Origin of the sequence: Paeniglutamicibacter selenitireducens (genome assembly GCF_051550675.1) — a bacterium.
Lineage (GTDB): Bacteria > Actinomycetota > Actinomycetes > Actinomycetales > Micrococcaceae > Paeniglutamicibacter.
The window spans coordinates 145,749-169,999 of sequence record NZ_JBPULF010000003.1; the positions used below are offsets into that span (position 1 = coordinate 145,749).

Below are 24,251 nucleotides of genomic sequence, written 5' to 3' on the forward strand. Positions count from 1 at the left end.
ATGGATCTGCAAGAAATCTGGAACACCGTCTTCAGCTTCCAGGACTACGCCGAAATCCTGCCGCTGGTCACCAACTCGCTGATCGCCGGCGCACTGCTCGGCCTGGTGGGCGGCATGATCGGCATCTTCGTGATGCTCCGCGACATGGCATTCGCCGTGCACGGCATCGCCGAGCTGTCCTTCGCCGGTGCCGCCTTTGCGCTGCTGGTTGGCGCGAACGTGGTGTTCGGTTCGCTGATCGGCTCCGTCATCGCCGCCCTGGTGCTGGGCATGATGGGTGCCGCGGCGAAGGACCGCAACTCCATCATCGGCGTGCTGATGCCCTTCGGCCTGGGCCTGGGCATCCTGTTCCTGGCCCTGTACGAGGGACGCAGCGCCAACAAGTTCGGCCTGCTCACGGGCCAGATCGTCGCCGTCGACCAGGTGCAGCTGGGCCTGCTGGCCGTCTGTTCGGTGGTGGTGCTCGTGGCACTTGTCGCCATGTGGCGCCCGCTGACCTTCATCAGCGTCGACCCGGCGGTGGCCACGGCCCGCGGCATTCCCGCGGCCAAGCTCTCGGTGGCCTTCATGCTGGTGCTCGGCCTGGCCGTGGCCCTCTCGATCCAGGTCGTCGGCTCGCTGCTGGTCCTCTCCCTGCTGATCACCCCGGCCGCCGCAGCCATGCGCGTGACGGCAAACCCGGTCCTCACCGTGAGCCTTTCGGTGGCCTTCGCCGTCACCTCCGTGGTGGGAGGAATCCTGCTGGCCCTGGCCGGGAGCCTGCCGATCAGCCCGTACGTCACGACGATCTCCTTCCTGATCTACGTGGTCTGCCGCGTGATTGCCTGGCGCCGCGACCGGGTGCGGCACATCAAGACGGCGGCACTCGCGGCCTGAGTCCGCGGCGGCCCACACCGTTCCGGAACGTCCGGGCCCCAAATACGGCCCGGTACGCAAACGCCTCGGGCGGAACCCCGATCCCGTGGAGGGGGTTCCGCCCGAGGCGTTTGCGTAGATACGGGGAGCCGGTTCCGCGGCGGGACCCGTCTTCGGGGTTTTCCCGGTTAGGCCTCCGCCGCGGAGCAGGCGGGGCACAGCCCGTAGATCTCCACGGTGTGGGTGGGCACCGTGTAGCCGTTCTCGGCAGCGACGCGGGCCGCCCACTGCTCGACGGCCGGTGCCTCGACCTCGACGGCCTTGCCGCACCTGCGGCAGACAAGGTGGTGGTGGTGGTGCTCGGCCTGGCATTGGCGGTACATCGCCTCGCCCTCGGCGCTGCGCAGCACATCGACCTGGCCGTCCTCGGCCATGGAGAGCAACAGGCGGTACACCGTGGCCAGCGACACCTTGTCACCCTCGTCGACGAGCCAGCGGTGGAGCTCCTGGGCCGTCACGAAGTCATCGACCTGTCCGAGGGCCGCAACAACCGCCAGCCGCTGTTTTGTCACGCGCTGCTCGGAGCCGCGCCGCTCGGTCGTGGGATTGGTCATGGGTGGAAGCACTCCTATAGATCAGCACAACATCGTCGGTGGGCGTCATGGGCGCCGGAAACGGCGCGGCAACAAGACACCGATGACTCCCCAAGTTTACCAGTGGGTGCCAGGTTCCGGGCGTGGGCCCGGGCGCTGGCGCGAACCGGGAACCCGGCGCTAGGGTTTCAGCATGGATCTGCAAAAGTTCTCCCACGCCTGCGTGCGCATCGAGTCAGGCGGCCGGGCCCTGGCGATCGACCCGGGCAACTTCAGCCAGGTCCCCGAGGCGCTGGAAGGCGTCGAAGCGGTGCTGGTGACCCACGAGCACGCCGACCACCTGGACCTCGGACCCGTCGTGGAGGCGCTGGAAACCAGGAACGGGCTCGAGCTGCATGCGCCTGCGCCGGTGGCAGCGCGCGTGCTGGAGGCGGCGCAGGCCGCCGGAGTGGTCGGGGCCGCCGGGCGCATCCACGCCGTGGAGCCCGGGGACTCCTTCGAAGCTGCCGGCATGCGGGTCTCGGCCCACGGCGGGGTGCACGCGCTGATCCATGCGGACCTGCCGCGCGTGGCAAACATCGGGTACTTCGTCGACGGGCGGCTCTACCACCCGGGGGACAGCTACGAGGTCCCCGGCGGCCTCGAGGTGGAGATCCTGCTGGTCCCGGCCCACGCCCCATGGGCGAAGATCGGCGAAACCATCGACTTCCTGGCGGCGGTGGGCGCCGCGCGGAACTTCCCGATCCACGACGGGCTGCTCAACGCGCGCGGCCTGGCCATGATGGACGGGCACCTCGGACGGGTCGCCGCCGAACGCGGCCTGTCCTACAGGCGCATCGCCGACGGGGAACGGGTGCCGCTGGGTTAGTCCCAGCTGCCGGTCTGCAGCAGGCGCTCGATCCGTCCGGCGTAGGGTGCCGGGTCGAGCCCCGCGCCGGCGAGCCAGGCCTCGTTGTAGTAGGACCCCGCGTAGCGGTCGCCGTTGTCGCAGAGCAGTGTGACGACCGAGCCGCGTTCGCCCCGGGCGCGCATGGTGGCGATGATCTGCCAGGCCAGCCACAGGTTTGTCCCCGTGGACGGGCCGGCGGACAGGTGCGCGAAGTCCCGCAGGTGGCGCATTGCCGCAACGGAGGCCGCGTCGGGCACCGTGGCGATGAAGTCGATGACCGAGGGCACGAAGCTAGGTTCCGGCCGGGCCCTGCCGATGCCCTCGATGCGGCTGGCCCGGCCCGTGGCCAACGCCGGGTCGGTGCCCTCGGCCCAGGCATGCCAGGCGGGGGAGAACGCCGAGCCTTCCGGGTCCGCCACGGCCAAGCGGGTGGGATGGCGGTGGTAGCGCGCGTAGCGCCCGATGGTGGCCGAGGTGCCGCCGGTCCCGGCGCCGACCACGATCCACGACGGGACCGGGTGTTCCTCCATGGCCAGCTGCCCGAAGATCGATTCGGCGATGTTGTTGTTCCCGCGCCAGTCGGTGGCCCGTTCAGCGTAGGTGAACTGGTCCATGTAGTGGCCGTTGGTCTCGGCGGCCAGCCGCTCGGCCACCTGGTAGACCTCCGAGGGGTTCCGGACCAAGTGGCAGGTGCCCCCGGTGGCCTCGATCAGGGCGATCTTCTCCGGGCTGGTGCTTGCCGCCATGACGGCGATGAAGGGCAACCCGAGCAGCTTTGCGTAGTACGCCTCGGAGACCGCTGTGGACCCGGACGAGGCCTCCACGATCGTGGTGCCCTCGGTGATCCAACCATTGACCAGCCCGTAGAGGAAGAGCGAGCGGGCCAGCCGGTGCTTGAGGCTGCCGGTGCGGTGCGTCGACTCGTCCTTGAGGTACAGGTCGATGCCCCAGTCGCGGGGCAGCTCGAGCTTGTGCAGGTGTGTGTCGGCCGAACGCATGGATTCCGCGTCGATGGTGCGCACCGCGGCGTCGACCCAGGCACGGGTGGCGGAGGGTTCGGGCAGCGAGATCAGGGGTGTTGTGTCCACGCTCCCACCCTACCCAAGATCACCCGCCAGGATGACGCGGGCGGGTACCTCGCCACGGGTAGAGTCGTGGTGGGGGCGTCATTTCGGCACTTCAGGGAAGGACATCGATGGCACAGCAATACCCGTTGATCGAGGCACAGGAACTGCACCGGCTGCTGGAGGCGCCGGGGGACACCGTGCTGCTCGATGTGCGGTGGGCACTGGGGGATCCCGACGGCCATGCGCACTACCTGGACGGGCACCTGCCCGGTGCGGTCTTCGTCGACCTCCACCACGAACTCGCCGCGGAACCGAGCCCGCAGGCCGGCCGCCACCCGTTGCCCTCCGCGGAGGCCTTCCACCGGGCAGCGCGTCGCTGGGGCATCAACCCCGGCTCGCGCGTCGTGGTCTACGACGCGACCTGCGCGCTTGCGGCGGCCCGCGCGTGGTGGCTGCTGCGCCACGCCGGGTTCGCCGACGTGCGGGTGCTCAACGGCGGGCTCGATGCCTGGACGCGCGCCGGGTTCCCGCTGGAACGGGGCGAGCGCACGGCGGTTCCCGGGACCGTGGAGCTGGGCTGGGGCCACCTGCCGATCATCGAGATCGACCAGGCCGAGGGTTTTGCCGGTGTCCTGCTCGATGCCCGCGCCTTTGAACGCTACACCGGCGCCACCGAACCCATCGACCCGCGCGCCGGGCACGTCCCGGGTGCAGTGAGCCGGCCGACCACCGAAAACCTTGGCACCGACGGACGGTTCCTGGTGCCGACGGTGCTGGCCGAGCGCTTCGCCGCGCTGGGCGTGCAGGCCACCGAGAGCGGGCAGCAGGTGGCCGCCTACTGTGGCTCCGGCGTCACCGCGGCACACCAGATCCTGGCACTGGAAACCATAGGAGTCCGGGCGGCGCTCTATCCGGGCTCCTGGTCGCAGTACGCGTCGGACCCGACGCGCACCCCCGCCACCGGGGAAGCCCCGTAGGCGCCCGCAGCAGGGGTGCCGCGCTGGCACCTGCGGCCTCCAAGGAGTAAGTTCGAAAGCATGATTGGTCGCCCGGTACCCCCGCCCCACAACGCCGAACAGCGCATCAACGACCGGTTCGCGGCACGTGCCCGGCAGCCGCGGGACCCCGTGGCCGGCGGGCCCCGGAAGGTCAGGGCCATGGGCATCGTCGAGGAGCACGGCCCGCTCACGGCCCTGCAGATCGAGCGGCGGCAACCTGGAGCCCGCGACGTGGTCATCGACCTCGAGTACTGCGGGCTGTGCCACAGCGACGTCCACGCGGGACGCGGCGAATGGGGTGCGGCGAAGCTTCCGCTGGTGACCGGACACGAGATGGTCGGCGTGGTCCGGGAGACCGGCAGCGAGGTTGGGGACCTGGCCGTCGGCGCCCGGGTGGGCGTGGGCTGCCTGGTGGATTCCTGCCGGGAATGCGAGGCCTGCCGCGAGGGGCTGGAGCAGTTCTGCCCCAAGCGGGTCGGCACCTACGGGGCCACGGACCCGGCCACGGGCGAATACACCCAGGGCGGATACTCGCAGGGCATCGTGGTGAACCGCGACTTCGTGCTGCGCATCCCCGACGCGCTGGACCCGGCCGCCGCAGCCCCGCTCCTGTGCGCGGGCATCACCAGCTACTCGCCGCTGCGCCACCACAAGGTGGGCCCCGGCAGTGCCGTCGGCGTGCTGGGACTTGGCGGACTCGGGCACATGGCCGTCAAGCTGGCCGTCGCCATGGGCGCCAGCGTCACTGTCTTCACCAGCAGCGAGGACAAGCGCGAATCCGCGTTGGCACTGGGTGCGGCCCGCGTGGCCAACTCTTCCGACGCCACCGAGCTGCGGGCTGCCTTCGACACGCTGAACCTGCTCATCGACACCGTGTCGGCGCCGCACGACATCGGCCTCTACCTGCGGACCCTCAAGCGCGACGGGGCGCTGGTGCAACTTTCGCTGCCGGCCGACGGCATGCCCGCCTTCGATACCCGGCAGCTCATCACCAAGCGCCTGAGCTACACCGGATCGCCCATCGGGTCGATCGGCGAAACCCAGGAGATGCTGGACTTCTGCGCCGAGCACGGCATCGCCGCAGACATCGAACTCACCGATGCCGCACACCTGAACGAGGCCTGGGACCGCATGGTCGCCTCCGACGTGAAATACAGATTTGTCCTAGATATCGCCACACTCGGCGAAGCAGCCAAGGAGGGTGCATGAGCACACTGTTCACCAAGATCATCGACGGGGAGATCCCCGGCAGGTTCGTCTGGAAGGACGAGTACGCCGTGGCGTTCCTGACCATCGGGCCCATCACGCACGGGCACACCCTGGTGGTACCACGCGCGGAGGTCGACAAGTGGACGGAGGCCCCCACCGGCCTGATGAACCACCTCACCGACGTTGCCGGCAAGATCGGCAAGGCGCAGGTGCGTGCTTTCGGTTCCGAGCGGGCGGGGCTGATGATTGCGGGATTCGAGGTGCCGCACCTGCACCTGCACGTCTGGCCCACGAACTCGCTGGCCGACTTCGACCTGGCCCGTGCCGACGTCAACCCCAACCCGGCGACCATGGATGAAAACGCCGAAAAGCTGCGTGCCGCGTTGCGCGAAGACGGCCACGGGGACTGGGTTCCCGCCAGCTAACAGTGCGGGAACAAGCGGAAGCCTTCGGGCCGGTGACACCATCGACCCGAAGGCTTCGTGCTGTGAGCATCCGGAGAAGGGCGCCCTTGCCACGCTGCTACCGGTCGGTGGCCCCGCTGCCGTCGGGTGTCTCGCCGTTGGCAACCGCCTCGATCCAATCGACGGCCTGGTCCGAGAGGAAGAAACCATCGGGGGCCGTGGCGCCGGCCCACGACGTGTCCGCCGTTGCGGCCCCCTCCACCGACCTGATGTTGTCCACGATGTGCTGCGGAACCGCTTCGCCGTTGTGCCGGACCAGCCATTCCCTGCTGTCGGCCGGCAGTGCGGGCCACCATTCCTCGATGCGCATGACCCTAATTTTTGCACCGGCACGCGTCGGGGGGGGGGGGGGGGGAATGTGTGTCCGCGCTGGCCGGCAGCGGATGGGCCGGCCGGCGCGGCTTGGTCCTCAGCTCCAGAATCCGGCGAGCTCCGCGGCAACCGCCCTGCCTTGGTGGTAACCCGCGCGGGCAGCCGGCGGGCGGGTCGAGAGGTCCATCATGTTGCTGCCGAATACCCCGAGGGATTCGGCATCGGGCAGGATGCAGCAGACCTCGCTGCCGCCGGCGCGCAGCTCCTCCACCTGGGTTGCGAGGTCCGTTCCCCATTCCGCCGGCGTCCGTGACCTGCCGCCCAGGGGAGAGAGCACCAACACGCGCCCGTACCCGGCCGCCAGGTCCGCGTTCTCGCTGGAACGGCGGTATCCGCCGTCGATGTACCGATCTTCGCCGATCCGGTAGGGAGGCGCCCCGAAGCCGAATGAGGTGCTTGCGGCCACGGCATCTACGAGATCGACCCCGCTGTGGTTGTCGAACAGGACGGGTTCACCGGTCCGGGCATCGACGGCGGTGATGAACACGCGGTGCCGGGGCCAGTGTGCCCCGGGCATCCGCGAGGCAACGACACCGCGCCAGCGGGCGGTCCAGGAGTCGGCGGTATCGTCGGACATTGCGAGCGACGCGGCACCCAGCCTGCGGCGCATGTCGGCCGGGTCCGAGGAGGCGGCGATGATGTCGCCGGTGATGCGCATGGGGTCCGACGGTTGCCCGCCGGGTGTGCGGCCGGTGCCGGTGATTCCGGCGGGGCGCTGCGGGGGAGCGGCATCGAGGATATCGGAGAGCAGCTGCCCGGGGTTTGCGCCGGTGAGCTGCGCTGCAGCCGTCGCCCCGGCAGAAGTCCCGACGACCAAATCGGCCGTTGTCGCATCCAGCCCGCCCTCGCGCAGTCCGGCGAGGACGCCGACCAACCACGCGTTGCCTGCCGATCCACCGCCACCGAGGACCAACGCCCGGCGGTCCGGGGAGCGCACGGGGTCTGAATCGGTGGATTCCGGTTGTTTCCCGGCGGCCGAGCGGACAGCCGACGCCCGGGGCACGACGTATCGGGTTGAAAAAGGTGTTTGTTCCATGGGAGTCGCCTTTCGCGAATTTCCTGGCCGGAGCTCCCGCACGGCGACTAGTCCTGTCGCGCGATCGTGGACGGCGGGGGAGCACCCGTTGTGGACACTGCGTACATGGGTCTCACCTCCAGCCGGTTTCTCACGATCACGGGAAATCTAGCACGCAGCCCGGGCGTCCGCAATCACCGGTCCAGATGCGACAACAATCGCCGTGCGAGTCGTTCATCCGGTGTTGGCCACGGACCCACCGGTTGCGGTGATCCCGTTCATAAGGACGTCCTAGCGTGTGAGGCCGAATCCCTGCGAGAAAGGAAATCCATGAGCCAAGTGTCTCGAAGAAGCGTCGTCCAAGGAATCGCCGGTGCTGCAGCCCTGGGAGCCCTGTCCATCACGGGAGCCCCTCCCGCTGGGGCCGTGCCGGCCAAGACCTCCTTGAAGGTCCTGGTGCTCAATGCCTGGCACGGTGGCAAGCAAATCAGCGGCGGCGTTGGCATGATCGCGGACATCATCAAGGAATCGGGGGCAACCTTGGTCTTCATCTCGGAGGCCAACGAGACCACGCCGGATATCGTGGCCAGGCTCAACGCGGCCGGCCTGGGTTTCCGGCACAAGATCACCGGTGACAACGCCATCATTTCAACCCATCCGATAGGCGAGGCCACCGCGCTTCCCTACATGACTAAGGCCGTGGTGACGGTCGATTCGGTTGAGATTGCGGCCTATGCGGCTCACCTGGAGTATCGGTGGTACGCGACATACCTGCCGCGCGGTTACGGGGCGGGTGTTCCCGGCGGGGAGTACTCCGAGTTCGGATGGAACCGGATGCCAGGCGGCCCGGTGACCGATGAGGCGGCAGTTGCCCGCGTGAACGAGGAATCGGGACGGCCTCAAGTGATCGCCGGGTTCCTCAAGGACGCCCAGAACGAACGGCGTCTTGGGCGCGCGGTCATCCTGGGCGGCGACTTCAACGAGCCTTCGACCCTTGACTGGACCAAGCGGACGGCGCGGCTCTTCGACCACAACGGCGTCGTCCAGCAGTGGGGGTCAACGCGGTTGCTCAGGGATGCCGGGTTCGTGGACGCGTATCGGCGCCAGCACCCCAATCCGGTCACGCATCCCGGATTCACGTGGCCGGCGAGCAACCCGCGGGCCGATGTCAGCGAGCTGACGTGGGCCCCGGAAGCTGACGAACGGGACAGGATCGACTACGTGTTCCACCGCCCGGACGCCCGCCTGAAGCTGGTCGATGCCACAGTGGTGGGTCCGCGCGAATCGATAGTGCGCAACCGCCGCGTTGCCGAATCCGGCAAGGATCCCTTCATCATGGCGGATGCCCCGTGGCCGACGGACCACAAGGGGATCCTTGTGAGCTACAGGGTGCACGGAAAGGCCGGACAACCGAAGCATTGAGCCTCCGGCTCGCATCAAGCCGCGGACGCCGCCGCAGGCAGCGGGCTTGGTGCGAGCCAGGGCACGGGCTACCGCGCGGCGGCCAGGCCCTCCTTGATGGCCATGCGGATCCGCTTCTCGGAGACCGAATACGCGGTGCCGAGCTCCTGGGCGAAGAGTGAAACGCGGAACTCCTCCAGCATCCACTTCACCGAGGCGAGCAGCGGGGGAGTGCGCATGCCCGGAACCAGCATCTCCAGCGCCGCGTCGTACTCGTCCTCCAGCGCTTGGATGGCCAGGGTCGCGGCGTTGTCGCGGGTGACGTTGCCGGCCTTCAGCTTTTCCAGTCGCTTTTCGATGGCGGCGATGTAGCGCGGCAGTTGCGCCAGCTGGGCGTACCCGGTGGCCGCCACGAATCCGGGGTAGACCAGCTGGGACAGCTGGGTCTTCACGTCGTTGAGCGCGTTGATCAGAGCCAGGGACGATGCCGACTTGATCTCCTGGTTGATGCGCCGCGTGCCCGAGAGCACCTTCTCCACGATGGCCGTCACGGCGAAGACCGTGTCGATCAGCTCGGCTCGCACGGATTCGTAGAGCGCATCGAACTCGGTCTTGGCGAACGGCAGCTTTTCGGGCACCAGCCGGTCCACCGCGGCCATAGTGCAGTCCTGGATCAGCGAGTCGACGCTGCCGTGCGGGTTCTGCGTGAAGACCAGCTTTTCCTTGTTGTTCAGGTGGTCAAGCACGTACCGGGCCGGGGACGGCACCTTGAGCAGCAGCAGGCGGATCACGCCCGTGCGGTGGGCAGCGAGCTGTTCGGCCTCGTTGCGGAAGACCGTGAGGCGGACGCTGGTCTTGTCATCGAGCAGCGCCGGGTAGGCGGTGACCTGCTGCCCGGCGACCTCGGAGACGACCTTGGCCGTGATGGTCCCGTTCAGGCCCAGCTGGGTATCCCAGTCGGTGAGCCCCTTGCGTTCCCACACCGTGGTGGCCACGGAGCCGGGGGTGCCGGGGCGCGACTTCGCCGCGGGGGAGTTGGTGCCCTTGGCGTTCCGTCCCGCCGAGGCCTTCGCGTTTCCGGTGCCGGCCTGCTTGCCCGCGGGCATCGAGGCACCGGGTTTCACGCCGAGCGAGCGGGCCAGGGCCGAGCGGTTGGCCGCAGCAAGCGTCTGCTGGAGCATGGCCAGGTCCTTGGATTCGTCGAGGATCTTCGCGTCGGAGTCGATCACCTGGAAGGAGAACTTCAGGTGTTCCGGCAGCGCATCCCAGTTCCAGGACCCCGGGGGGACGACCACTCCCTTGAGCCGGCGCAGCACCAGCTCCAGGGACGCGGCGAGGTCGTCGGTCTCCGGGTTGAAGTCTGCCTCCAACGCGGCGACGGCAAGGCGGGCCACATCGGGTGCCGGAACGAAGTTCTTGCGGATCGCCTTGGGCAGCGACTTGATCAGCGCCGTCACCAGCTCCACACGCAGGCCCGGGATGAGCCAACGGAAACGCACGGGGTCCAGCTGGTTCAGGAAGAGCACGGGCACGCGCACGGACACGCCGTCCGATTCCCCGGCCTTGGCCGCGGGGTTGTACTCGTAGACAAGGTCAAGATCCAGGGAGCCGTGGCGCCAGGTGCGCGGGAAGGCCTCCTGGTCCAGTTCCTGGGCGTCGGCGAGCAGCATGGCCTCGGGGTCGAAGTCCAGCAACGTCGGGTTTTCCTGGCGGGCGGCCTTCCACCAGCGGTCGAAGTGCCGCTCGGAGACCACGTTGGGTCCGAGCCTCGAATCGTAGAACTCGAAGAGGTCCTCGTCGCTCACGCGCAGGTCGCGCCGGCGCATGCGGGTCTCGAGCTCTTCGATGTCCTCGAGCACCCGGCGGTTGCGGGCGAAGAACTTGTGGTGGGTCTTCCAGTCGCCCTCCACCAGGGCATGTCGGATGAACAGCTCGCGGCAGAGTTCGGGATCCACGCGCGAGTACTGGATGCGGCGGCGCGGCACAATGGGCAGGCCGAAGAGCGTGACCTTCTCATAGCCCATGACTGCGCCCATGTTCCGCGACCAGTGCGGTTCCGAGTAGCTGCGCTTGAGCAGGTCCCCGGCGACTTCCTCGACCCACTTGGGGTCCAGCCGGGCGGCGGTGCGGGCCCAGAGCCTGCTCGTTTCCACGAGCTCGGCGGCCATGACCCACTCGGGCGATTTCTTGAAGAGGGCCGAGCCGGGGAAGACGGAGAAGCGGGTGCCACGGGCGCCCACGTATTCGCGCTTGCGCTCGTCCCAGGAGCCGACGTGGCTCAGCAACCCGGAGAGCAGCGAGACGTGGATGGCCTCCTCGTGGCCCGCCGGGTCGACGGGGTCCGGGGACAGGGTGATGCCCAGGGGCTTGGCCAGCTGGCGCAGCTGCGAGAAAAGATCCTGCCACTCACGCACGCGCAGGTAGTTGATGAACTCGTTCTTGCACAGCCGGCGGAAGGCGGAGGAGGAGAGTTCCTTCTGCTGCTCCTGCAGGTAGCGCCAGAGGTTCAGCAGGGAGGAGAAATCGGACTTGTCGTCCACGAAGCGCTTGTGCAGTTCCTGCGCGCGCTCGCGCTTGCCGGTTTCCTCGCTGGGCCGCTCGCGCGGGTCCTGGATGCTCAACGCGGCGGCCAGGACCATGACCTCCTTGGCGCAGCCACGGGTACCGGACTCGACGATCATGCGCCCCAGGCGCACGTCGACGGGCAGCTGGGCCAGCTGGGTGCCGACCTTGGTGACGGTGGCGTCGGTGCCGGTGTTGAGGGCGCCGAGTTCGCGCAGCAACGCCACGCCGTCGGCGATCGACTTGGAGTCCGGAGGCTGGACGAACGGGAAGTCGGCGACGTCGCGGGCGGTGCGGACCACGCCCATGGAACTCATCTGGAGGATGACCGCGGCCAGGTTGGTGCGCAGGATTTCGGGGTCGGTGAACTCGGGGCGCGAGTTGTAGTCGTCCTCGGAGTACAGGCGGATGGCGATGCCGTCACTCACGCGCCCGCAACGCCCGGAGCGCTGGTTGGCGCTGGCCTGGGACACGCGTTCGATGGGCAGGCGCTGGACCTTGGTGCGGTGGGAATAGCGCGAGATGCGTGCGGTTCCGGTATCGATGACGTACTTGATGCCCGGCACCGTCAGCGAGGTTTCGGCGACGTTGGTGGCCAGCACGATCCGGCGCGCGGAGCCCGGGTGGAAGACCCGGTGCTGCTCGGCCAGCGAGAGCCTGGCGAACAGGGGGAGGATCTCCGTGCCGGCCAGCCGCTTGTTGGTCTGGACGCGGGCGCGCAACGCGTCTGCGGCGTCGCGGATCTCGCGTTCGCCGGAGAAGAAGATCAGGATGTCACCCGGGGCTTCCTTGGCCAGCTCGTCGACGGCGTCGCAGATGGCATCCAGCGGGTCGCGGTCCTCGACCTGGGCATCGGGGTCGAGCTCGTCCTCGTCCATGCCGTCTGCCGGGTTCAGCGGGCGGTAGCGCAACTCCACCGGGAAGGTGCGCCCGGAAACCTCGATGATCGGTGCCGGAACCGGCTCGGCCCCGTCGGTGCCGGGGGCTGCGAAATGCTCGGCGAAGCGCTCCGGATCGATCGTCGCGGAGGTGATGACGATCTTCAGGTCCGGGCGCTTGGGCAGGATCCGGCGCAGGTAGCCCAGCAGGAAGTCGATGTTCAGGCTGCGCTCGTGGGCCTCGTCGATGATGATTGCGTTGTACTTCTTGAGCAGCTTGTCGCGCTGGATCTCGGCCAGCAGGATGCCGTCGGTCATCACCTTGACTTTGGTACTGCGTGAGGTTTCGCCGGTGAACCGCACGTGGAAGCCGACCTCGTCGCCGATGCTGGTGCCGAGTTCCTCGGCGATGCGCTCGGCCACCGTGCGCGCTGCCAGGCGGCGGGGCTGGGTGTGGCCGATCATGCCCTTTTCGCCCAAGCCGAGCTCGAGCAGCATCTTGGGCAGCTGGGTTGTCTTGCCCGATCCGGTCTCGCCGGCCACGATGACCACTTGGTGGTCCGTGATCGCCGACATGATGTCTTCACGACGTGCGGAAACGGGCAGAGCCTCGGGATAGGAAATCGTCAGAGCCATGGTCTCACCAGTCTAGGCCAGCCCGGGGGAGGGCCGCCGTTCCGGCCCGCGCGCGGCTTCCCGTCGGGCTGGCTGATGCGCAGGAATGGCATGTGGCTTGCGGTTTTCACGGGGCGTGGCGTAAATCATGGCGGTGGGCGCCGCGTATCCGTCTGAAAGTTGTAGCGGTGAGATACAAAATGATTGATTGGCCGGGTTTCAGATCGTAGATTTACAAGTTTGAGACGGTTTCAAGATCAATTCGTCTTGTATTTCATGGTTCATGGAAGAAATGTGAGTTGATTCACATGTAGTATCTAGGTGATTCATGAGGAGGACTTCCGGCCGTAGGCAGGGACGTACGAATCCTGAACGGGCCCCGACGCGGCAACTGTCGAAGACCGGGCATGACTCGCATGTTGTGAAAGGAAAAACATGAAACTCTTCAAGTCCGCCCAGATCGCTGCCGGCCTCGCCGCCACCGCCTTGGTGCTCTCCGCCTGTGGCGGTTCCACCCCGGCGCCGGGCGCCTCCGGTTCGGCTCCGGCCGCCGAAGGCCCGGTTGTCATCGGCATCGGCCAGTACGTCTCCCACCCGTCCCTCGACGCCGTTGTCACGGGATTCAAGAAGGGAATGGCGGACGCCGGCTACACCGGCGACGACAAGGTGAAGTACGACTTCGCCAACGCACAGGCCGACCAGGCCAACAACACCGCCATGATCGGCAAGTTCGCAGCCGACAAGGACATGGACCTCGTGCTTGCCGTCGCAACCCCGACCGCCCAGGCCGCAGCCCAGGCCATCACCGGCATTCCCGTGCTCTTCTCGGCAGTGACCGATCCGCTGGCTGCCAAGCTGGTCAAGTCCCTGGAAGCGCCGGGCGGCAACGTCACCGGCACCTCGGACAAGAACCCGGTCAAGGAACAGCTTGAGCTGCTGAAGAAGATCAAGCCGGAAGCCAAGACCGTTGGCATCGTCTACTCCTCGGGTGAAGTCAACTCGCAGGTGCAGGTCGACTGGGCCAAGGAAGCCGGCGCTGAGCTCGGCCTGACCATCGACGCGAAGGCCATCTCGGCTTCCTCCGAGGTCCAGCAGGCTGCCGCAGGCCTGAACGTCGACGCGTTCTACGTGCCGACCGACAACGCCGTGGTTTCCGCACTCGAAGGCCTGCTGCAGGTCTCGCAGGACAAGAAGGTCCCGGTCATCTCCGCCGACGGCGAATCCGTCAAGCGCGGCGCCACCGCAACCTACGGCCTGAACTACGAGAAGCTGGGCGAGCAGACCGCCGCCATGGCCGTGAAGCTGCTCAAGGGCGAGGCCAAGGCCGAGTCCATGCCGGTTGAGACCATCACCAAGGTCGAGCTCTACGTCAACACCGCCGCCGCGGAAAAGATCGGCCTGACGTTCCCGGCCGACCTGCTCTCCGAGGCAGTCGAAACCTACACCAAGTAGTCCCGACCGCATCTGCGGTCTCCAGGTGGCCGGTCGGTCAACACCGACCGGCCACCGACATTAACCCAACTCTCGAAACGCAAGGATCCACCCATGATCACCGCGGTTGAATTAGGCCTGATCTACGCGATCATGGCACTCGGGGTCTACTTGACCTTCCGCATTCTCGACTTCCCGGACCTGACGGTCGATGGAAGCTTCACCTCGGGCGCCGCTGTCGCCTCCATCTCGATCGTCAATGGCGTCAACCCGTTCATTGCCACGATCCTCGCCTTCGTCGTCGGCTCGCTGGCCGGCGTTGTCACTGGCCTGCTCCACACGAAGGGCAAGATCGACGGCCTGCTCGCAGGTATCTTGACGATGATTGCCCTCTACTCGATCAACCTGCGCATCATGGGCAAGGCCAACACCCCCTTGCTGGGTGAGACCACCGTGATGTCCTTCCTGCGCGACAACCAGCTGCTGGGCACCCCGACCTCGATCGGGCTCATGCTCCTGGGCTGCCTGGTGGCCGTTGCCATGATCGTCTGGTTCCTGCGCACCGACGTCGGACTGGCCATGCGCGCCACCGGTGACAACGAGGAAATGATCCGTTCCTTCGGCGTCAGCACCGACAACCAGAAGATCCTGGGCCTTGCCATCTCCAACGGCTTCGTCGGCCTCGCCGGCGCGCTCATCGCCCAGTACCAGGGCTTCGCCGACATCGGCATGGGCATCGGCGTCATCCTGATCGGCCTGGCCTCGGTCATCGTCGGACAGGCGATCTTCGGCCAGAAGGCCATCTGGATTGCCTGCATCGCCGTGGTCCTCGGCTCGGTCATCTACCGCCTGGTCATCCAGCTGGCCCTCAACGCCGGCCTCGAGGTCAACGACATGAAGCTGATCTCCGCAATACTGGTCGTCGTCGCGCTGATCCTGCCACAATGGAAGGGCTTCTCGAAGTTCGCCAACCGGATCCGCATCAACGGAAAAGCGACTGCACCCAAGGAAGACGCGGTGAAGACCAATGCTTGAGATCAAGAACATCAACAAGACGTTCTTCCCCGGCACCGTCAATGAGCGCAAGGCCCTGCGCGATGTGAGCCTCACGCTCAACGACGCCGAGTTCGTCACGGTCATCGGTTCCAACGGCGCCGGCAAGTCGACGATCCTGAACATGGTCGGCGGCAAGCTGCGCCCGGACACCGGCAGCGTGACCATCGCCGGCAAGGACGTCACCCGGCTTCCGGACTACGCACGTGCCAAGTACATCGGCCGGGTCTTCCAGGATCCGATGGCAGGCACCGCGCCGAACATGTCCATCGAGGAAAACATGTCGCTGGCCCTGGGCCGCGGCAAGTTCCGCGGCCTGTCCATGGGCGTGAACAAGTCCAAGCGCGAGCTGTTCGTCGAGGAACTGAAGTCCCTCGAGCTTGGGCTGGAGAAGCGGCTCAAGTCCAAGGTCGGCCTGCTCTCCGGCGGCCAGCGCCAGGCGCTGAGCCTGCTCATGGCCACGTTCTCCGGACCGAAGATCCTGCTGCTCGACGAGCACACGGCGGCGCTCGACCCGCAGCGTGCGGCCCTGGTGGCCCGGCTGACCGAGGAAATCGTCGAACGCCACCAGCTCACCACGCTGATGGTCACGCACAACATGGAACAGGCGCTGCGCCTGGGCACCCGGTTGATCATGATGCACGACGGCCAGATCATCCTCGACCTGGACTCCGAGCAGAAGTCCAAGATGACGGTGGCGGACCTGCTGCACGAGTTCGAGAAGATCAAGGGCGCACAGCTCGACGACCGGACCTTGCTCCAGTAGCGCCCTATCGATCCGCACGGCGCGGACCGGCACGAACCGTCTGACGAAGGAGCCGCACCCCACGGGGTGCGGCTCCTTTCTCGTTCGTGCGTGTGGCGAGAACCCGGGGTGGCGCTCACCCCTCCGTTAGTTTGCGAGAGGCCAGGATGCTGCGCGCGGTCAGGGCCATCCCGAGGAGCGCCACCTCGGTTCGTCCCTCGCTTCCGAGATGTCCGTGGAACACCAGCTCCGGGCCCACGGCACTGGGCAGGACTTCCTCCCATGCGGGGCGGGGGCGGGGGAGAAGTCGCCAAGGACCCTCGGGCTGTAGCCATGGGTCGGTTCGGGTTACCGCCCCGTCGCGTTCCAGCGGGGCCAGGGCCTCGACGCTCCACCCGCCAAGGCCCGCGTCCTTGGCTATACCCGTGGTGATTCCGGAATCGCCAACGAAGGCCTTGCGGTTTGCCCTCCAGCGCCACGGCGGGATCGAGGCAGATGGACAACGCCGCGACGTGCAAGCCACCCGAACCGCGCACGCGGAGGTAGCCGCCGGGGACGACGCGAACCCAGACAAGTTCGTCGGCGCGCTCGGGCAGGTGGGAGGCGTCCTCGGCGCCCGCAGGGCCCAGGGCAACGACCATGCCGTTCCAACACCCGGCGCGCAGGCGGATCGATGTCCCGTCGACGTCGATGCCCGGGATCCGTTCCCGGATGTGGAGGAACGGGAGTGGCGCCTGGTCGCAGGCCTTGGCGGCCTCCCCGGATGTCTTTGCCGGGGCGTTGTCTACTGCAGCGCCGAGGTGAGCCGGGCGAGGTTGTCCAGCACCGTGGAGCGCAGCGGCTGCCTCAGCCATTCCTCAAGGGTGAGCAGCCGGCTGATGCTGCGGTAGTGGTCCTCCACCTCGCGCATCTGGTGCACGAAGTCGACGTCGCGCACCAGCATCGAGACCTCCATGTTCAGGCCGAAGGAGCGCATGTCCATGTTGCTCGAGCCGATCAGCGCCACGTCGTCGTCGACGGTGAAGTGCTTGGAGTGCAGGATGTAGGGGGCCGGGTACAGGTAGATGCGCACCCCGGCGCGCAGCAGTTCCTCGTAGTACGAGCGCTGGGCGTGGTAGACCAGCGCCTGGTCGCCGATCTCGGAGACGAAGAGGTCCACCGGCACCCCGCGCGCCACCGCCGAGGTGATCGCGTACATCAGTGCCTCGTCGGGCACGAAGTAGGGGGAGGTGATGACCACGCGCTGTTGCGCGGAGTGGATCATGCCCAGGAACAGGCGCAGGTTGTTCTCGCGCTCGAACCCGGGGCCGGAGGGGACCACCTGCGTGAGCATGGTGCCCCGGTCCTCGCGGTGGTCGATGAGCGAGCCGCCGAGCCGGCTGAGCGAATCGCCGGCTGCGACTAGTTCGGCGCGGCGCACGCTCTCGGTGAGCACCTCGCCGGTTTCGGCGTACCAGTCGGAAATGAAGACGGCGTCCAAGGCGGCAACCCCGGGCCCGCGGATTTCGAGCACCAGCTCCTGCCACTTCAGGCCGCGCGCGATGTTCTTCTTCACGTTGTAGTCTCGCGAGATCATGTTCAGCGAGCCCATGTAGCCCACGGTGCCGTCCACCACGAGGATCTTGCGGTGGTTGCGCAGGTCCGGGCGCTGGTACTTGCCCTCCAGCGGCAGCAGCGGCAGCATCAGGGCCCAGCTGGCGCCCATGGCGTCGAGCCGCGCCTTGGTTTCCTTGTAGAAGGGCTTGCCGCGGCAGGCCCAGTGGTCGAAGAGCACGTTGACCCGCACGCCGCGGGCCACGGCGCGTTCGAGGGCGTCAAAGAACGGGGCCGTCGTGGCGTCGAGGCTGAAGATGTAGAACTGGACGTGGACGTAGTCGGTGGCCCCGTCCACCGCCTCGGCCATGACGGCGATGGTGTCCTCGTAGTCCTCCAGCAGGCGGCCGTCGCTGCCGTGGGTCAGCGGGAGCCCGCCGTACTTCGAGTTCATCTCCGCCAGCGAGTTGAACCAGGCGGGGTTCTCCGAGAGGTCCTGGTTGCGGCGTTCCTCGATGGACATGGCGCGCATGAACGCGTTGATCTCGTCCTGCACCTCGCGGCGCTTGCGCGGCAGCTTGGGGCTGCCGATCAGCAGGAAGAACAGGACACCGACGTAGGGGATCAGGAAGATGGCCAGCAGCCATGCCATGCCGGAGGTCGGACGGCGGTTGCGGGGCACAAAGATGATCGCGAGGACGCGGATCGTGATGTCGATGACGACGAGCGTGATGGCCCACCACAGGGCGTTGTTGAACATTCGTGCTTCTTTCCCCTGCCGGCAACCATGGTCCTAGGGATCACGCTAGCCGATGGGGAGCGTTTTTGCGCGGAAAACCCGGTGGGACACGGTCAGGACAGGGCCTCGCACTCGTCATCGCGCGGGGAGAAGAGCACCGGGTTCGACTTTCCGTCGAAGCTCTTCACGGGCCGGCTGAAGTCCCAGGCGGGCCAGCCCGGGTCGCCCAGGGTGGCGAAGCAGACCCATGCCTCGTGCATCGCGCTGGCCAGCGCATGCGGCGCGGCGTTTCCCACGAGACCGACCGAGTCCGGCAAGGCAATGTTGTCGAAGACGAAGGGCAGTTCCACGGCATGCGCGGCGCCGAGCTCCTCGACGGGGCTCCGCCAGGCGAATTCGTAGACGTGGGTCTGCGCCCTGGCGTGGTACCTGGAATCGGCCAGCTTGTTCATCGGGACGCGAAGCAGCTTGTCGGTCAGCAGCGCACCGAGGATCTCCCCGGGCGTCGCATCCGGGCGGTTGCGGCGGAACACCTTCTGGGCGGCGCGGGGGAGTCCGGCCTTGCGCCGGGCCAATGCCAGGTAGATGCCGTTGACCTTGGCGCCCAGCCCGGTGGGTACCAGCCAGAGCCGGGCTTCCTCCGTGGTGGTGCCGATCATCAGCGGCACGTTGCTGCCCTCGCCGGAGAGCAGCGCCGCCAACGGATCGACGGGCACCAGCTCCGGTTCGATGCCCACGGCGAACTGCGGTCCGCCGGAGAGGGCCGAGGACCCGGAAAGGACCCGAGCCTGCGAGGCGAGAAGTTCGGCCGGGGACTTCGACAGGAAATCCTCCCGGGAGTCCTGGATCCCCAGGTCGGCGGCGATGCGCTGGGTGATCCGCCGGGCCTTGGCCAGGGGCTGGGCATTCAAGGGGGCGCTTTGGATGATCGCCCGGGACATCAGGCTGTTGGCCCGCGGGTGCGCCAGCAACGCCGCGAGGGTGTTGCCCCCGGCCGATTGCCCGCACGCTGTGACCTGCGCCGGATCGCCTCCGAAGGCTGAAATGTTTGCCTTGACCCATTCCAGGGCGGCGACCTGGTCGGCCAGCCCGAGGTTGTTCGGCGCGCCCTCAAGCACCGAGAAGCCCTCGGTCCCGAGCCGGTAGTTCACCGAGACGAATACGACGGCGTCGCGCGCAAACGCGCTGCCGTCGTACCCGGGCAGCGCGTTGGATCCGTGGCTGAGGGAGCCGCCGTGGAACCAGACCATGACCGGCCGCAGGGTGTCGCTGCGGTGCGCCGGGGCGAAGATGTTCAGGTTGAGGTACTCGTCCCCGGGAACGGTGACCGTGGGAAGGAGTCGTCCCAGCGCGCCTTCGTAGGGAACCTGCGGAGCCGTTGGCCCGGGATCCAACGCGGGGCGGGGTTCGGTCCAGCGCTCAGGCAGCACCGGCAACGCAAAGCGCAGGTCCCCGACCGGCGCCGCCGCGTAGGGGATGCCGAGGAATCGTTCGATCCCGCCCGAGAGCAATCCCTGGACCGGGCCGGAAAGCGTCCGCCTGATGACCGGAACCACGTGCTGTTGGTCGCTGAGGCTCATGATTTTCCCCTCCTGCCTCCGCCGCATGGACTCCCCAAGACCAGACTAGCGGTGCACGGTGGACATTGGCAGGGGGGTGCACACGTGCTGGTGCGTGGCGTCCGGAGTGGTCGTGCCGGAGTTCCGGGTCGAAGCCGGGGGCCGGTTGGGCCGCACCCGCGGGGGTACCGCCGAGTGTCCGCCCGGAGAACTCCCGCGGGAACGGCAGCCGGGAAGGAGCAGGACCTACGGGGCGCCCACGTAGGTCCAGTGCCACGGCTCGCCGCGAACCGTGTTCTTGAAACCGAAGGATCCGGCACGCTCCCGCATCCACGCCAGGGCGTCCGCATCCAGCTTCAGGTCGACGCTGAGTCCCAGGCCGTGCTCGCTTTCCCCGACGGGCGCCGCGTTGCCGCCGTCGGAAAGCAGCCCGTGGCGCTTGATGAGACCCTCCTGCTCGGAGAGCGTTCGGTAGGCGGAATTGACCTGGAGCTCGTGCCCGGCCCTGACCAGGGCTTTTTTCATGCCGGCGAACCCTTCGGCTGCCTCGGGGGTCAGCCTGCGGCCCGGTGCTATTTCCTCCAGCTCGCTCCGGGGGATCTTGCCGTTGCCGTAGGCGGTACCGAGCTTGTCGAGGGCATTCGTGCCATGCCCCACGACGGTGGCCGTCGGGGTGGCGGACCCCGAGGCAGGGATCTCCTTTGCAGGCCACAACGCGTAGGCGAAGCCGATCGCCGATGCGATGACGATCATCAACGACGTCGCCAGAATGCCTATCCGCAACATGCGGGTGTAAGGCGAAGGCGGCGTTTGCGAAGGAAATCTCATCATGTTCCAATCCTTCTCGTTTCGGGCCCGCCGCACATCAGGCCACGGTATCTACGTGGAAAGGACCGCATGGTACCCAGGGATGACAGCCACTGCACTTCCGGTGGATAACGCCCGGAGGGAATTACGCCTAACGTTGGAGTATGCAGATCCACGTTTGTCGCGCCATCGGCGTGCTTCCACGCCGTGTCCCCGCAGTGCCGGCGGATCCGGAAGCCAGAGGCCGCGCGTGAGGCCGAGCGTGCGCGCCGGGTCTGCGCGGTCCTGGATCCGTTGGCAGCCGGATGCAATAGTCGCCGTGGTCTTCGTGTCCGTGGTGGTCCTTGTCCACGAGTACTTCCTCGGCTGGCCGGGTTCCTGGCGCAATGCCCAGTCCATTCCCGCCGATGCGGTGGTGTTCATCGGGGTTGCCGCGCTCGCGGTGGCCTGCGCGCGGGCCATGCCCGGGCTGGCGATATCGCTGATTTGGCTTTCAACACTGCTGCAGGTCAACAGCAGGTTCGACATCCTCCTCAGCCAGGTGGCCACCCTCTACGTGGTGGGCATGGTGGCCCGCCATGGCAGCCGCCTGTGGGTGGCGCTCTCGGGGCTGTCGATCATCCTCGGATCTGCCCTGGGCACGCTCTACATGATCCGCATCGATTCATGGCTGGTGGGCCCGGTGGTGCGCGCCGTGGAATACAACCAGTGGCCCAGCAACAACCAGGTGATTGCGGTGTTCGTGGCAACCGCGTCGATGATGGCCCTGCCGTGGCTGCTCGGGCTGATGATCAGGCTCTTCGCCGGCAAGCAATCGGCCGAGATGTACACGGCCCAGGCGCGTGAAGAAGCGGACAACGCCCTGGAACTCGCCCGGCTCAGGGCCGAGAACGCGGCCCTGGCCAGGGACGTGCACGACGTCGTGGGCCATTCGCTGGCGGTGATCATCGCCCAGGCGGACGCCATCCGTTTCATCCCGGATTCCGACGTTGCCAAGATCCGGGAAACCACCGGAACCATCGCGGATGCGGCCCGGCGTTCCCTCGGCGAGGTCCGACACGTGTTGTCGCAAACAGCCGAATCCGGGGTGCCCGAGAAGGGAGGCCCCGGCAGCGCGGTCCTGAAAACCGCGCAACTCGGGCTCCTGCCGCCACGGACCTCGGACGTCTCTGCGATCCTGGACAACGTCCGGGCCACCGGCTACCAGGTCGCCGAGGAAACACTGGGGGAGCCGGTGCCGCTGCCGGCAGGCTTGCTCCCGGTGGTCAGGCGCATCATCCAGGAGATGCTGGCCAACGCCCTGCACCACGGGACGGAATCGACGCCGATCTGCGTCCGCCACTACTGGGGCGCCACGAGCTACACGCTCAGCGTGGCAAACTACTTCGAGGCCTCCGAACCCAAGCCGCGCAGCGGAACCGGCCTCGGAGGCATGCGCGAGCGGATTGCCTCCGTCGCCGGGACGCTGAGCATCGACACCGAGGAAGGCGTCGGTGATGCCCCCGGCATCTTCACGATCGCCGCAACCTTTCCGCTGAACAATGAATGGACAAGCCGTTGAACGACCAAACGATCACTGTTGTCTTGGTTGATGACCAGCAGCTCTTCCGCTCCGGACTGGCCATCATCGTCGGTGCGCAGCAGGACATGGAGGTGGTGGGCCAGGCCGCAGACGGGACCGAGGCGCTCGAAGCCATCACCAGGCACCGGCCGGACGTGGTGCTCATGGACGTGCAGATGTCACCCATGGGCGGGGTCGAGGCAACCCGCAAGATCTTCTCCGACACCGCGGGCCGGTTCGAAAAGACCCCCAAGGTCATCATGCTCACCACCTTCGACTGGGACCAGCACGCCGCAACGGCCGTCCGCCATGGAGCCAGCGGGTTCCTGCTGAAGGACAGCACCCCGGAATTCGTGTGCGAGTCGATCCGTGCCGTGCATGCCGGGAACGCGGTGATCGCCCCGCAGAACCTCGCCGCCCTGCTGGAGGCCGAACCGGCCCCGGCCCCAGAGGTCCCGGAACTTTTCGACGAACTCACCGAGCGCGAAAAAGAAGTCTTCGATGCCGTGGCCCTCGGCCTGGCGAACCAGGAGATCTCGGCGCGGTTGTTCCTGAGCGAGTCGACGGTCAAGACCCACATCGGGGCGATCCTGCGCAAGCTCGAGTTGCGCGACAGGGTGCAGATCGTCGTGTACGCCTACGAAAACGGGATCCGGCGCTGACCGGTGCCAGCCGAAGTGCCGGGGCTGTAGCGAGCATCACGTGTCCAGGATGCGGGGATCCCGGGCAATGGCTGTAGAGTTCGAGTCAGCCAAAACGCTTTTTCTCGAGGGTTGTTGCGGTTAGACCCCCGTGGAGATTCGCCGTCACCGCGGGGGTTGCCTTTTAACCCGTGTCCCGGGCCTTTCGACCCTCCACCGGGGATCCACCAGGGGCTACCTTGGGGTTGACGGGAATGCGCACGTCGCAGGAACCGTCACGACGCACCGGGTGGATCGGCCGTTGCCCGGCCTGCGCGAGCGTTCCGCTTCAGCAAAACCCGGCCGCGCCTCCAAGGACAGGCCATGTTCACCGCCATCGTCATCTACGTTCTCATCGCCCTCCTGGCGGTCATCCTTGCCGTGCTGGCCATCCACGTGGTCAAGCAGTACGAAAAGGGCGTCGTCTTCCGGCTGGGGCGCGTCAACGGTGCACGGCCGCCGGGCCTGGTGCTCATCATCCCGGTCATCGACAGGCTGACGAAGGTCTCCCTGCGGATCATCACGCTTCCCATCCAGTCGCAGGGGATCATCACCCGCGACAACGTCAGCGTCGACATCTCGGCGGTCGCCTACTTCCGCGTTGTCGACGCGGTGAAGTCGGTGGTGGCCATCGAAAACGTCCACGCCGCCATCGACCAGATCGCCCAGACCACGCTGCGCAAGGTGGTCGGCCAACACACCCTGGACGAGACGCTTGCCGAAACCGACGTCATCAACTCCGGGATCCGCGAAATCCTCGACGTGGCGACCCTTGAGTGGGGTGTGGAAGTGACGCTCGTCGAGCTCAAGGACATCCAGCTCCCGGAGAGCATGAAGCGCGCCATGGCGCGGCAGGCCGAGGCCGAACGCGAGAAGCGGGCCAAGATCATCGCCGCCCAGGGCGAGTCCCTGGCCGCGGCGGCCCTGGGCGACGCGTCGGACACCATGATGGCCCACCCGCTGGCCCTGCAACTGCGGAACCTGCAGACTCTCGTGGAGCTCGGTGTCGACAAGAATTCGACGGTGGTTTTCCCCGCCCCGCTGATGAGCACCATCAGCGAACTGGGCACCTTCCTGGCCCGTGAAAACGTCTCGGCGAACCGTGCAGCGGCGGCGTCGCGGGCGGCACGTGCCGGGCTCCCCGGCGACGCGGAGGGCAGCCACCTGGCTGCCTAGCGTGCCTGGCCCGTTTCCGGGCAAAAAAGAACCCCTTGCCTCGCGCATT

The 24,251-nt window shown here is 67.3% G+C and carries 20 protein-coding genes; 12 read left to right on the plus strand and 8 right to left on the minus strand.

Going from position 1 to position 24,251, the window contains the following annotated elements; all coding sequences use genetic code 11:
• Positions 1-876 carry a metal ABC transporter permease gene (locus tag ACSYDW_RS07435; protein ID WP_438338091.1) on the plus strand — a complete coding sequence of 292 codons (876 nt, stop codon included), beginning with the start codon at positions 1-3 and terminating at the stop codon, positions 874-876.
• Positions 877-1,043: 167 nt separating this feature from the next.
• On the opposite strand, the gene ACSYDW_RS07440 is transcribed toward ACSYDW_RS07435, so the two are convergent.
• Positions 1,044-1,469 (minus strand): Fur family transcriptional regulator, encoded by a 426-nt coding sequence (locus ACSYDW_RS07440; RefSeq protein WP_438338092.1) that lies wholly within the window; start codon positions 1,467-1,469, stop codon positions 1,044-1,046.
• A 172-nt stretch (positions 1,470-1,641) separates the two neighbouring features.
• Here ACSYDW_RS07440 and ACSYDW_RS07445 point away from each other — a divergent pair, with 172 nt between their 5' ends.
• Entirely contained in the window at positions 1,642-2,316 is a 675-nt protein-coding gene (locus tag ACSYDW_RS07445; protein WP_438338093.1) for an MBL fold metallo-hydrolase, read from the plus strand.
• On the opposite strand, the gene ACSYDW_RS07450 is transcribed toward ACSYDW_RS07445, so the two are convergent.
• Positions 2,313-3,335: a PLP-dependent cysteine synthase family protein gene (locus ACSYDW_RS07450; protein WP_438338383.1), complete on the minus strand. Its 1,023-nt coding sequence runs from the start codon at positions 3,333-3,335 to the stop codon at positions 2,313-2,315. The genes ACSYDW_RS07445 and ACSYDW_RS07450 overlap by 4 nt on opposite strands.
• Positions 3,336-3,532: 197 nt before the next feature.
• Here ACSYDW_RS07450 and ACSYDW_RS07455 point away from each other — a divergent pair, with 197 nt between their 5' ends.
• From ACSYDW_RS07455 to ACSYDW_RS07465, 3 genes are read left to right on the plus strand one after another with little or no spacing between them, the layout of a single operon-like run.
• Entirely contained in the window at positions 3,533-4,381 is an 849-nt protein-coding gene (locus ACSYDW_RS07455) for a sulfurtransferase (RefSeq protein ID WP_438338094.1), read from the plus strand.
• A 60-nt stretch (positions 4,382-4,441) separates the two neighbouring features.
• Positions 4,442-5,611: an NAD(P)-dependent alcohol dehydrogenase gene (locus ACSYDW_RS07460; protein WP_438338095.1), complete on the plus strand. Its 1,170-nt coding sequence runs from the start codon at positions 4,442-4,444 to the stop codon at positions 5,609-5,611.
• A complete protein-coding gene (locus tag ACSYDW_RS07465; RefSeq protein ID WP_438338096.1) occupies positions 5,608-6,036 on the plus strand; it encodes an HIT family protein in 429 nt (142 codons plus the stop codon). Before ACSYDW_RS07460 ends, ACSYDW_RS07465 begins: the two co-directional genes overlap by 4 nt.
• A 97-nt stretch (positions 6,037-6,133) precedes the next feature.
• Here ACSYDW_RS07465 and ACSYDW_RS07470 read toward each other — a convergent pair whose 3' ends face one another.
• Positions 6,134-6,385, minus strand: a complete 252-nt coding sequence (locus ACSYDW_RS07470; RefSeq protein ID WP_438338097.1) for a hypothetical protein — start codon at positions 6,383-6,385, stop codon at positions 6,134-6,136.
• A 99-nt stretch (positions 6,386-6,484) separates the two neighbouring features.
• Positions 6,485-7,483, minus strand: a complete 999-nt coding sequence (locus ACSYDW_RS07475) for a patatin-like phospholipase family protein (protein ID WP_438338098.1) — start codon at positions 7,481-7,483, stop codon at positions 6,485-6,487.
• Between the two features lie 309 nt (positions 7,484-7,792).
• Here ACSYDW_RS07475 and ACSYDW_RS07480 point away from each other — a divergent pair, with 309 nt between their 5' ends.
• Positions 7,793-8,884: an endonuclease/exonuclease/phosphatase family protein gene (locus ACSYDW_RS07480; RefSeq protein ID WP_438338099.1), complete on the plus strand. Its 1,092-nt coding sequence runs from the start codon at positions 7,793-7,795 to the stop codon at positions 8,882-8,884.
• A gap of 68 nt (positions 8,885-8,952) precedes the next feature.
• Here the strand turns inward: ACSYDW_RS07480 and hrpA are convergent, their stop codons facing one another.
• A complete protein-coding gene (gene hrpA, locus ACSYDW_RS07485; RefSeq protein WP_438338100.1) occupies positions 8,953-12,939 on the minus strand; it encodes an ATP-dependent RNA helicase HrpA in 3,987 nt (1,328 codons plus the stop codon).
• A 414-nt stretch (positions 12,940-13,353) separates the two neighbouring features.
• Here hrpA and ACSYDW_RS07490 point away from each other — a divergent pair, with 414 nt between their 5' ends.
• The 3 genes from ACSYDW_RS07490 to ACSYDW_RS07500 all read left to right on the plus strand — a co-directional run bounded on the left by ACSYDW_RS07490 (position 13,354) and on the right by ACSYDW_RS07500 (position 16,168).
• Positions 13,354-14,370: an ABC transporter substrate-binding protein gene (locus ACSYDW_RS07490; protein ID WP_438338101.1), complete on the plus strand. Its 1,017-nt coding sequence runs from the start codon at positions 13,354-13,356 to the stop codon at positions 14,368-14,370.
• 93 nt (positions 14,371-14,463) lie between these two features.
• Positions 14,464-15,384, plus strand: coding sequence for an ABC transporter permease (locus ACSYDW_RS07495; RefSeq protein WP_438338102.1), 921 nt, complete (start codon positions 14,464-14,466; stop codon positions 15,382-15,384).
• Complete coding sequence (locus ACSYDW_RS07500) at positions 15,377-16,168, plus strand: ABC transporter ATP-binding protein (RefSeq protein ID WP_438338103.1); 792 nt, start codon at positions 15,377-15,379, stop codon at positions 16,166-16,168. Before ACSYDW_RS07495 ends, ACSYDW_RS07500 begins: the two co-directional genes overlap by 8 nt.
• 763 nt (positions 16,169-16,931) lie before the next feature.
• Here the strand turns inward: ACSYDW_RS07500 and cls are convergent.
• The 3 genes from cls to ACSYDW_RS07515 all read right to left on the minus strand — a co-directional run bounded on the left by cls (position 16,932) and on the right by ACSYDW_RS07515 (position 20,809).
• Positions 16,932-18,440, minus strand: coding sequence for a cardiolipin synthase (gene cls, locus ACSYDW_RS07505; RefSeq protein WP_438338104.1), 1,509 nt, complete (start codon positions 18,438-18,440; stop codon positions 16,932-16,934).
• Between the two features lie 92 nt (positions 18,441-18,532).
• Entirely contained in the window at positions 18,533-19,999 is a 1,467-nt protein-coding gene (locus ACSYDW_RS07510) for a carboxylesterase/lipase family protein (RefSeq protein WP_438338105.1), read from the minus strand.
• A 225-nt stretch (positions 20,000-20,224) separates the two neighbouring features.
• Positions 20,225-20,809 carry a M15 family metallopeptidase gene (locus tag ACSYDW_RS07515; RefSeq protein ID WP_438338106.1) on the minus strand — a complete coding sequence of 195 codons (585 nt, stop codon included), beginning with the start codon at positions 20,807-20,809 and terminating at the stop codon, positions 20,225-20,227.
• A gap of 226 nt (positions 20,810-21,035) precedes the next feature.
• Here ACSYDW_RS07515 and ACSYDW_RS07520 point away from each other — a divergent pair, with 226 nt between their 5' ends.
• From ACSYDW_RS07520 to ACSYDW_RS07530, 3 genes are all read left to right on the plus strand, one after another.
• Positions 21,036-22,346 (plus strand): sensor histidine kinase, encoded by a 1,311-nt coding sequence (locus tag ACSYDW_RS07520; protein WP_438338107.1) that lies wholly within the window; start codon positions 21,036-21,038, stop codon positions 22,344-22,346.
• Positions 22,331-23,008 carry a response regulator gene (locus ACSYDW_RS07525; RefSeq protein WP_438338108.1) on the plus strand — a complete coding sequence of 226 codons (678 nt, stop codon included), beginning with the start codon at positions 22,331-22,333 and terminating at the stop codon, positions 23,006-23,008. The genes ACSYDW_RS07520 and ACSYDW_RS07525 overlap by 16 nt, the downstream gene beginning before the upstream one ends.
• A gap of 342 nt (positions 23,009-23,350) precedes the next feature.
• Complete coding sequence (locus tag ACSYDW_RS07530) at positions 23,351-24,202, plus strand: slipin family protein (RefSeq protein ID WP_438338109.1); 852 nt, start codon at positions 23,351-23,353, stop codon at positions 24,200-24,202.
• The last annotated feature ends 49 nt before the right edge of the window (positions 24,203-24,251 follow it).

What these genes read in the sequence shown, in the direction of transcription:
- ACSYDW_RS07510 (WP_438338105.1), bottom strand. Translation starts at nt 19,999, where the DNA reads ATGAGCCTCAGCGACCAACAGCACGTGGTTCCGGTCATCAGGCGGACG.
- ACSYDW_RS07475 (WP_438338098.1), bottom strand. Translation starts at nt 7,483, where the DNA reads ATGGAACAAACACCTTTTTCAACCCGATACGTCGTGCCCCGGGCGTCG.
- ACSYDW_RS07455 (WP_438338094.1), top strand. Translation starts at nt 3,533, where the DNA reads ATGGCACAGCAATACCCGTTGATCGAGGCACAGGAACTGCACCGGCTG.
- ACSYDW_RS07515 (WP_438338106.1), bottom strand. Translation starts at nt 20,809, where the DNA reads ATGATGAGATTTCCTTCGCAAACGCCGCCTTCGCCTTACACCCGCATG.
- ACSYDW_RS07460 (WP_438338095.1), top strand. Translation starts at nt 4,442, where the DNA reads ATGATTGGTCGCCCGGTACCCCCGCCCCACAACGCCGAACAGCGCATC.
- ACSYDW_RS07445 (WP_438338093.1), top strand. Translation starts at nt 1,642, where the DNA reads ATGGATCTGCAAAAGTTCTCCCACGCCTGCGTGCGCATCGAGTCAGGC.
- hrpA (WP_438338100.1), bottom strand. Translation starts at nt 12,939, where the DNA reads ATGGCTCTGACGATTTCCTATCCCGAGGCTCTGCCCGTTTCCGCACGT.
- ACSYDW_RS07530 (WP_438338109.1), top strand. Translation starts at nt 23,351, where the DNA reads ATGTTCACCGCCATCGTCATCTACGTTCTCATCGCCCTCCTGGCGGTC.
- ACSYDW_RS07490 (WP_438338101.1), top strand. Translation starts at nt 13,354, where the DNA reads ATGAAACTCTTCAAGTCCGCCCAGATCGCTGCCGGCCTCGCCGCCACC.
- ACSYDW_RS07525 (WP_438338108.1), top strand. Translation starts at nt 22,331, where the DNA reads ATGGACAAGCCGTTGAACGACCAAACGATCACTGTTGTCTTGGTTGAT.
- ACSYDW_RS07480 (WP_438338099.1), top strand. Translation starts at nt 7,793, where the DNA reads ATGAGCCAAGTGTCTCGAAGAAGCGTCGTCCAAGGAATCGCCGGTGCT.
- ACSYDW_RS07450 (WP_438338383.1), bottom strand. Translation starts at nt 3,335, where the DNA reads ATGCGTTCGGCCGACACACACCTGCACAAGCTCGAGCTGCCCCGCGAC.
- ACSYDW_RS07465 (WP_438338096.1), top strand. Translation starts at nt 5,608, where the DNA reads ATGAGCACACTGTTCACCAAGATCATCGACGGGGAGATCCCCGGCAGG.
- ACSYDW_RS07500 (WP_438338103.1), top strand. Translation starts at nt 15,377, where the DNA reads ATGCTTGAGATCAAGAACATCAACAAGACGTTCTTCCCCGGCACCGTC.
- ACSYDW_RS07440 (WP_438338092.1), bottom strand. Translation starts at nt 1,469, where the DNA reads ATGACCAATCCCACGACCGAGCGGCGCGGCTCCGAGCAGCGCGTGACA.
- ACSYDW_RS07495 (WP_438338102.1), top strand. Translation starts at nt 14,464, where the DNA reads ATGATCACCGCGGTTGAATTAGGCCTGATCTACGCGATCATGGCACTC.
- ACSYDW_RS07470 (WP_438338097.1), bottom strand. Translation starts at nt 6,385, where the DNA reads ATGCGCATCGAGGAATGGTGGCCCGCACTGCCGGCCGACAGCAGGGAA.
- ACSYDW_RS07435 (WP_438338091.1), top strand. Translation starts at nt 1, where the DNA reads ATGGATCTGCAAGAAATCTGGAACACCGTCTTCAGCTTCCAGGACTAC.
- cls (WP_438338104.1), bottom strand. Translation starts at nt 18,440, where the DNA reads ATGTTCAACAACGCCCTGTGGTGGGCCATCACGCTCGTCGTCATCGAC.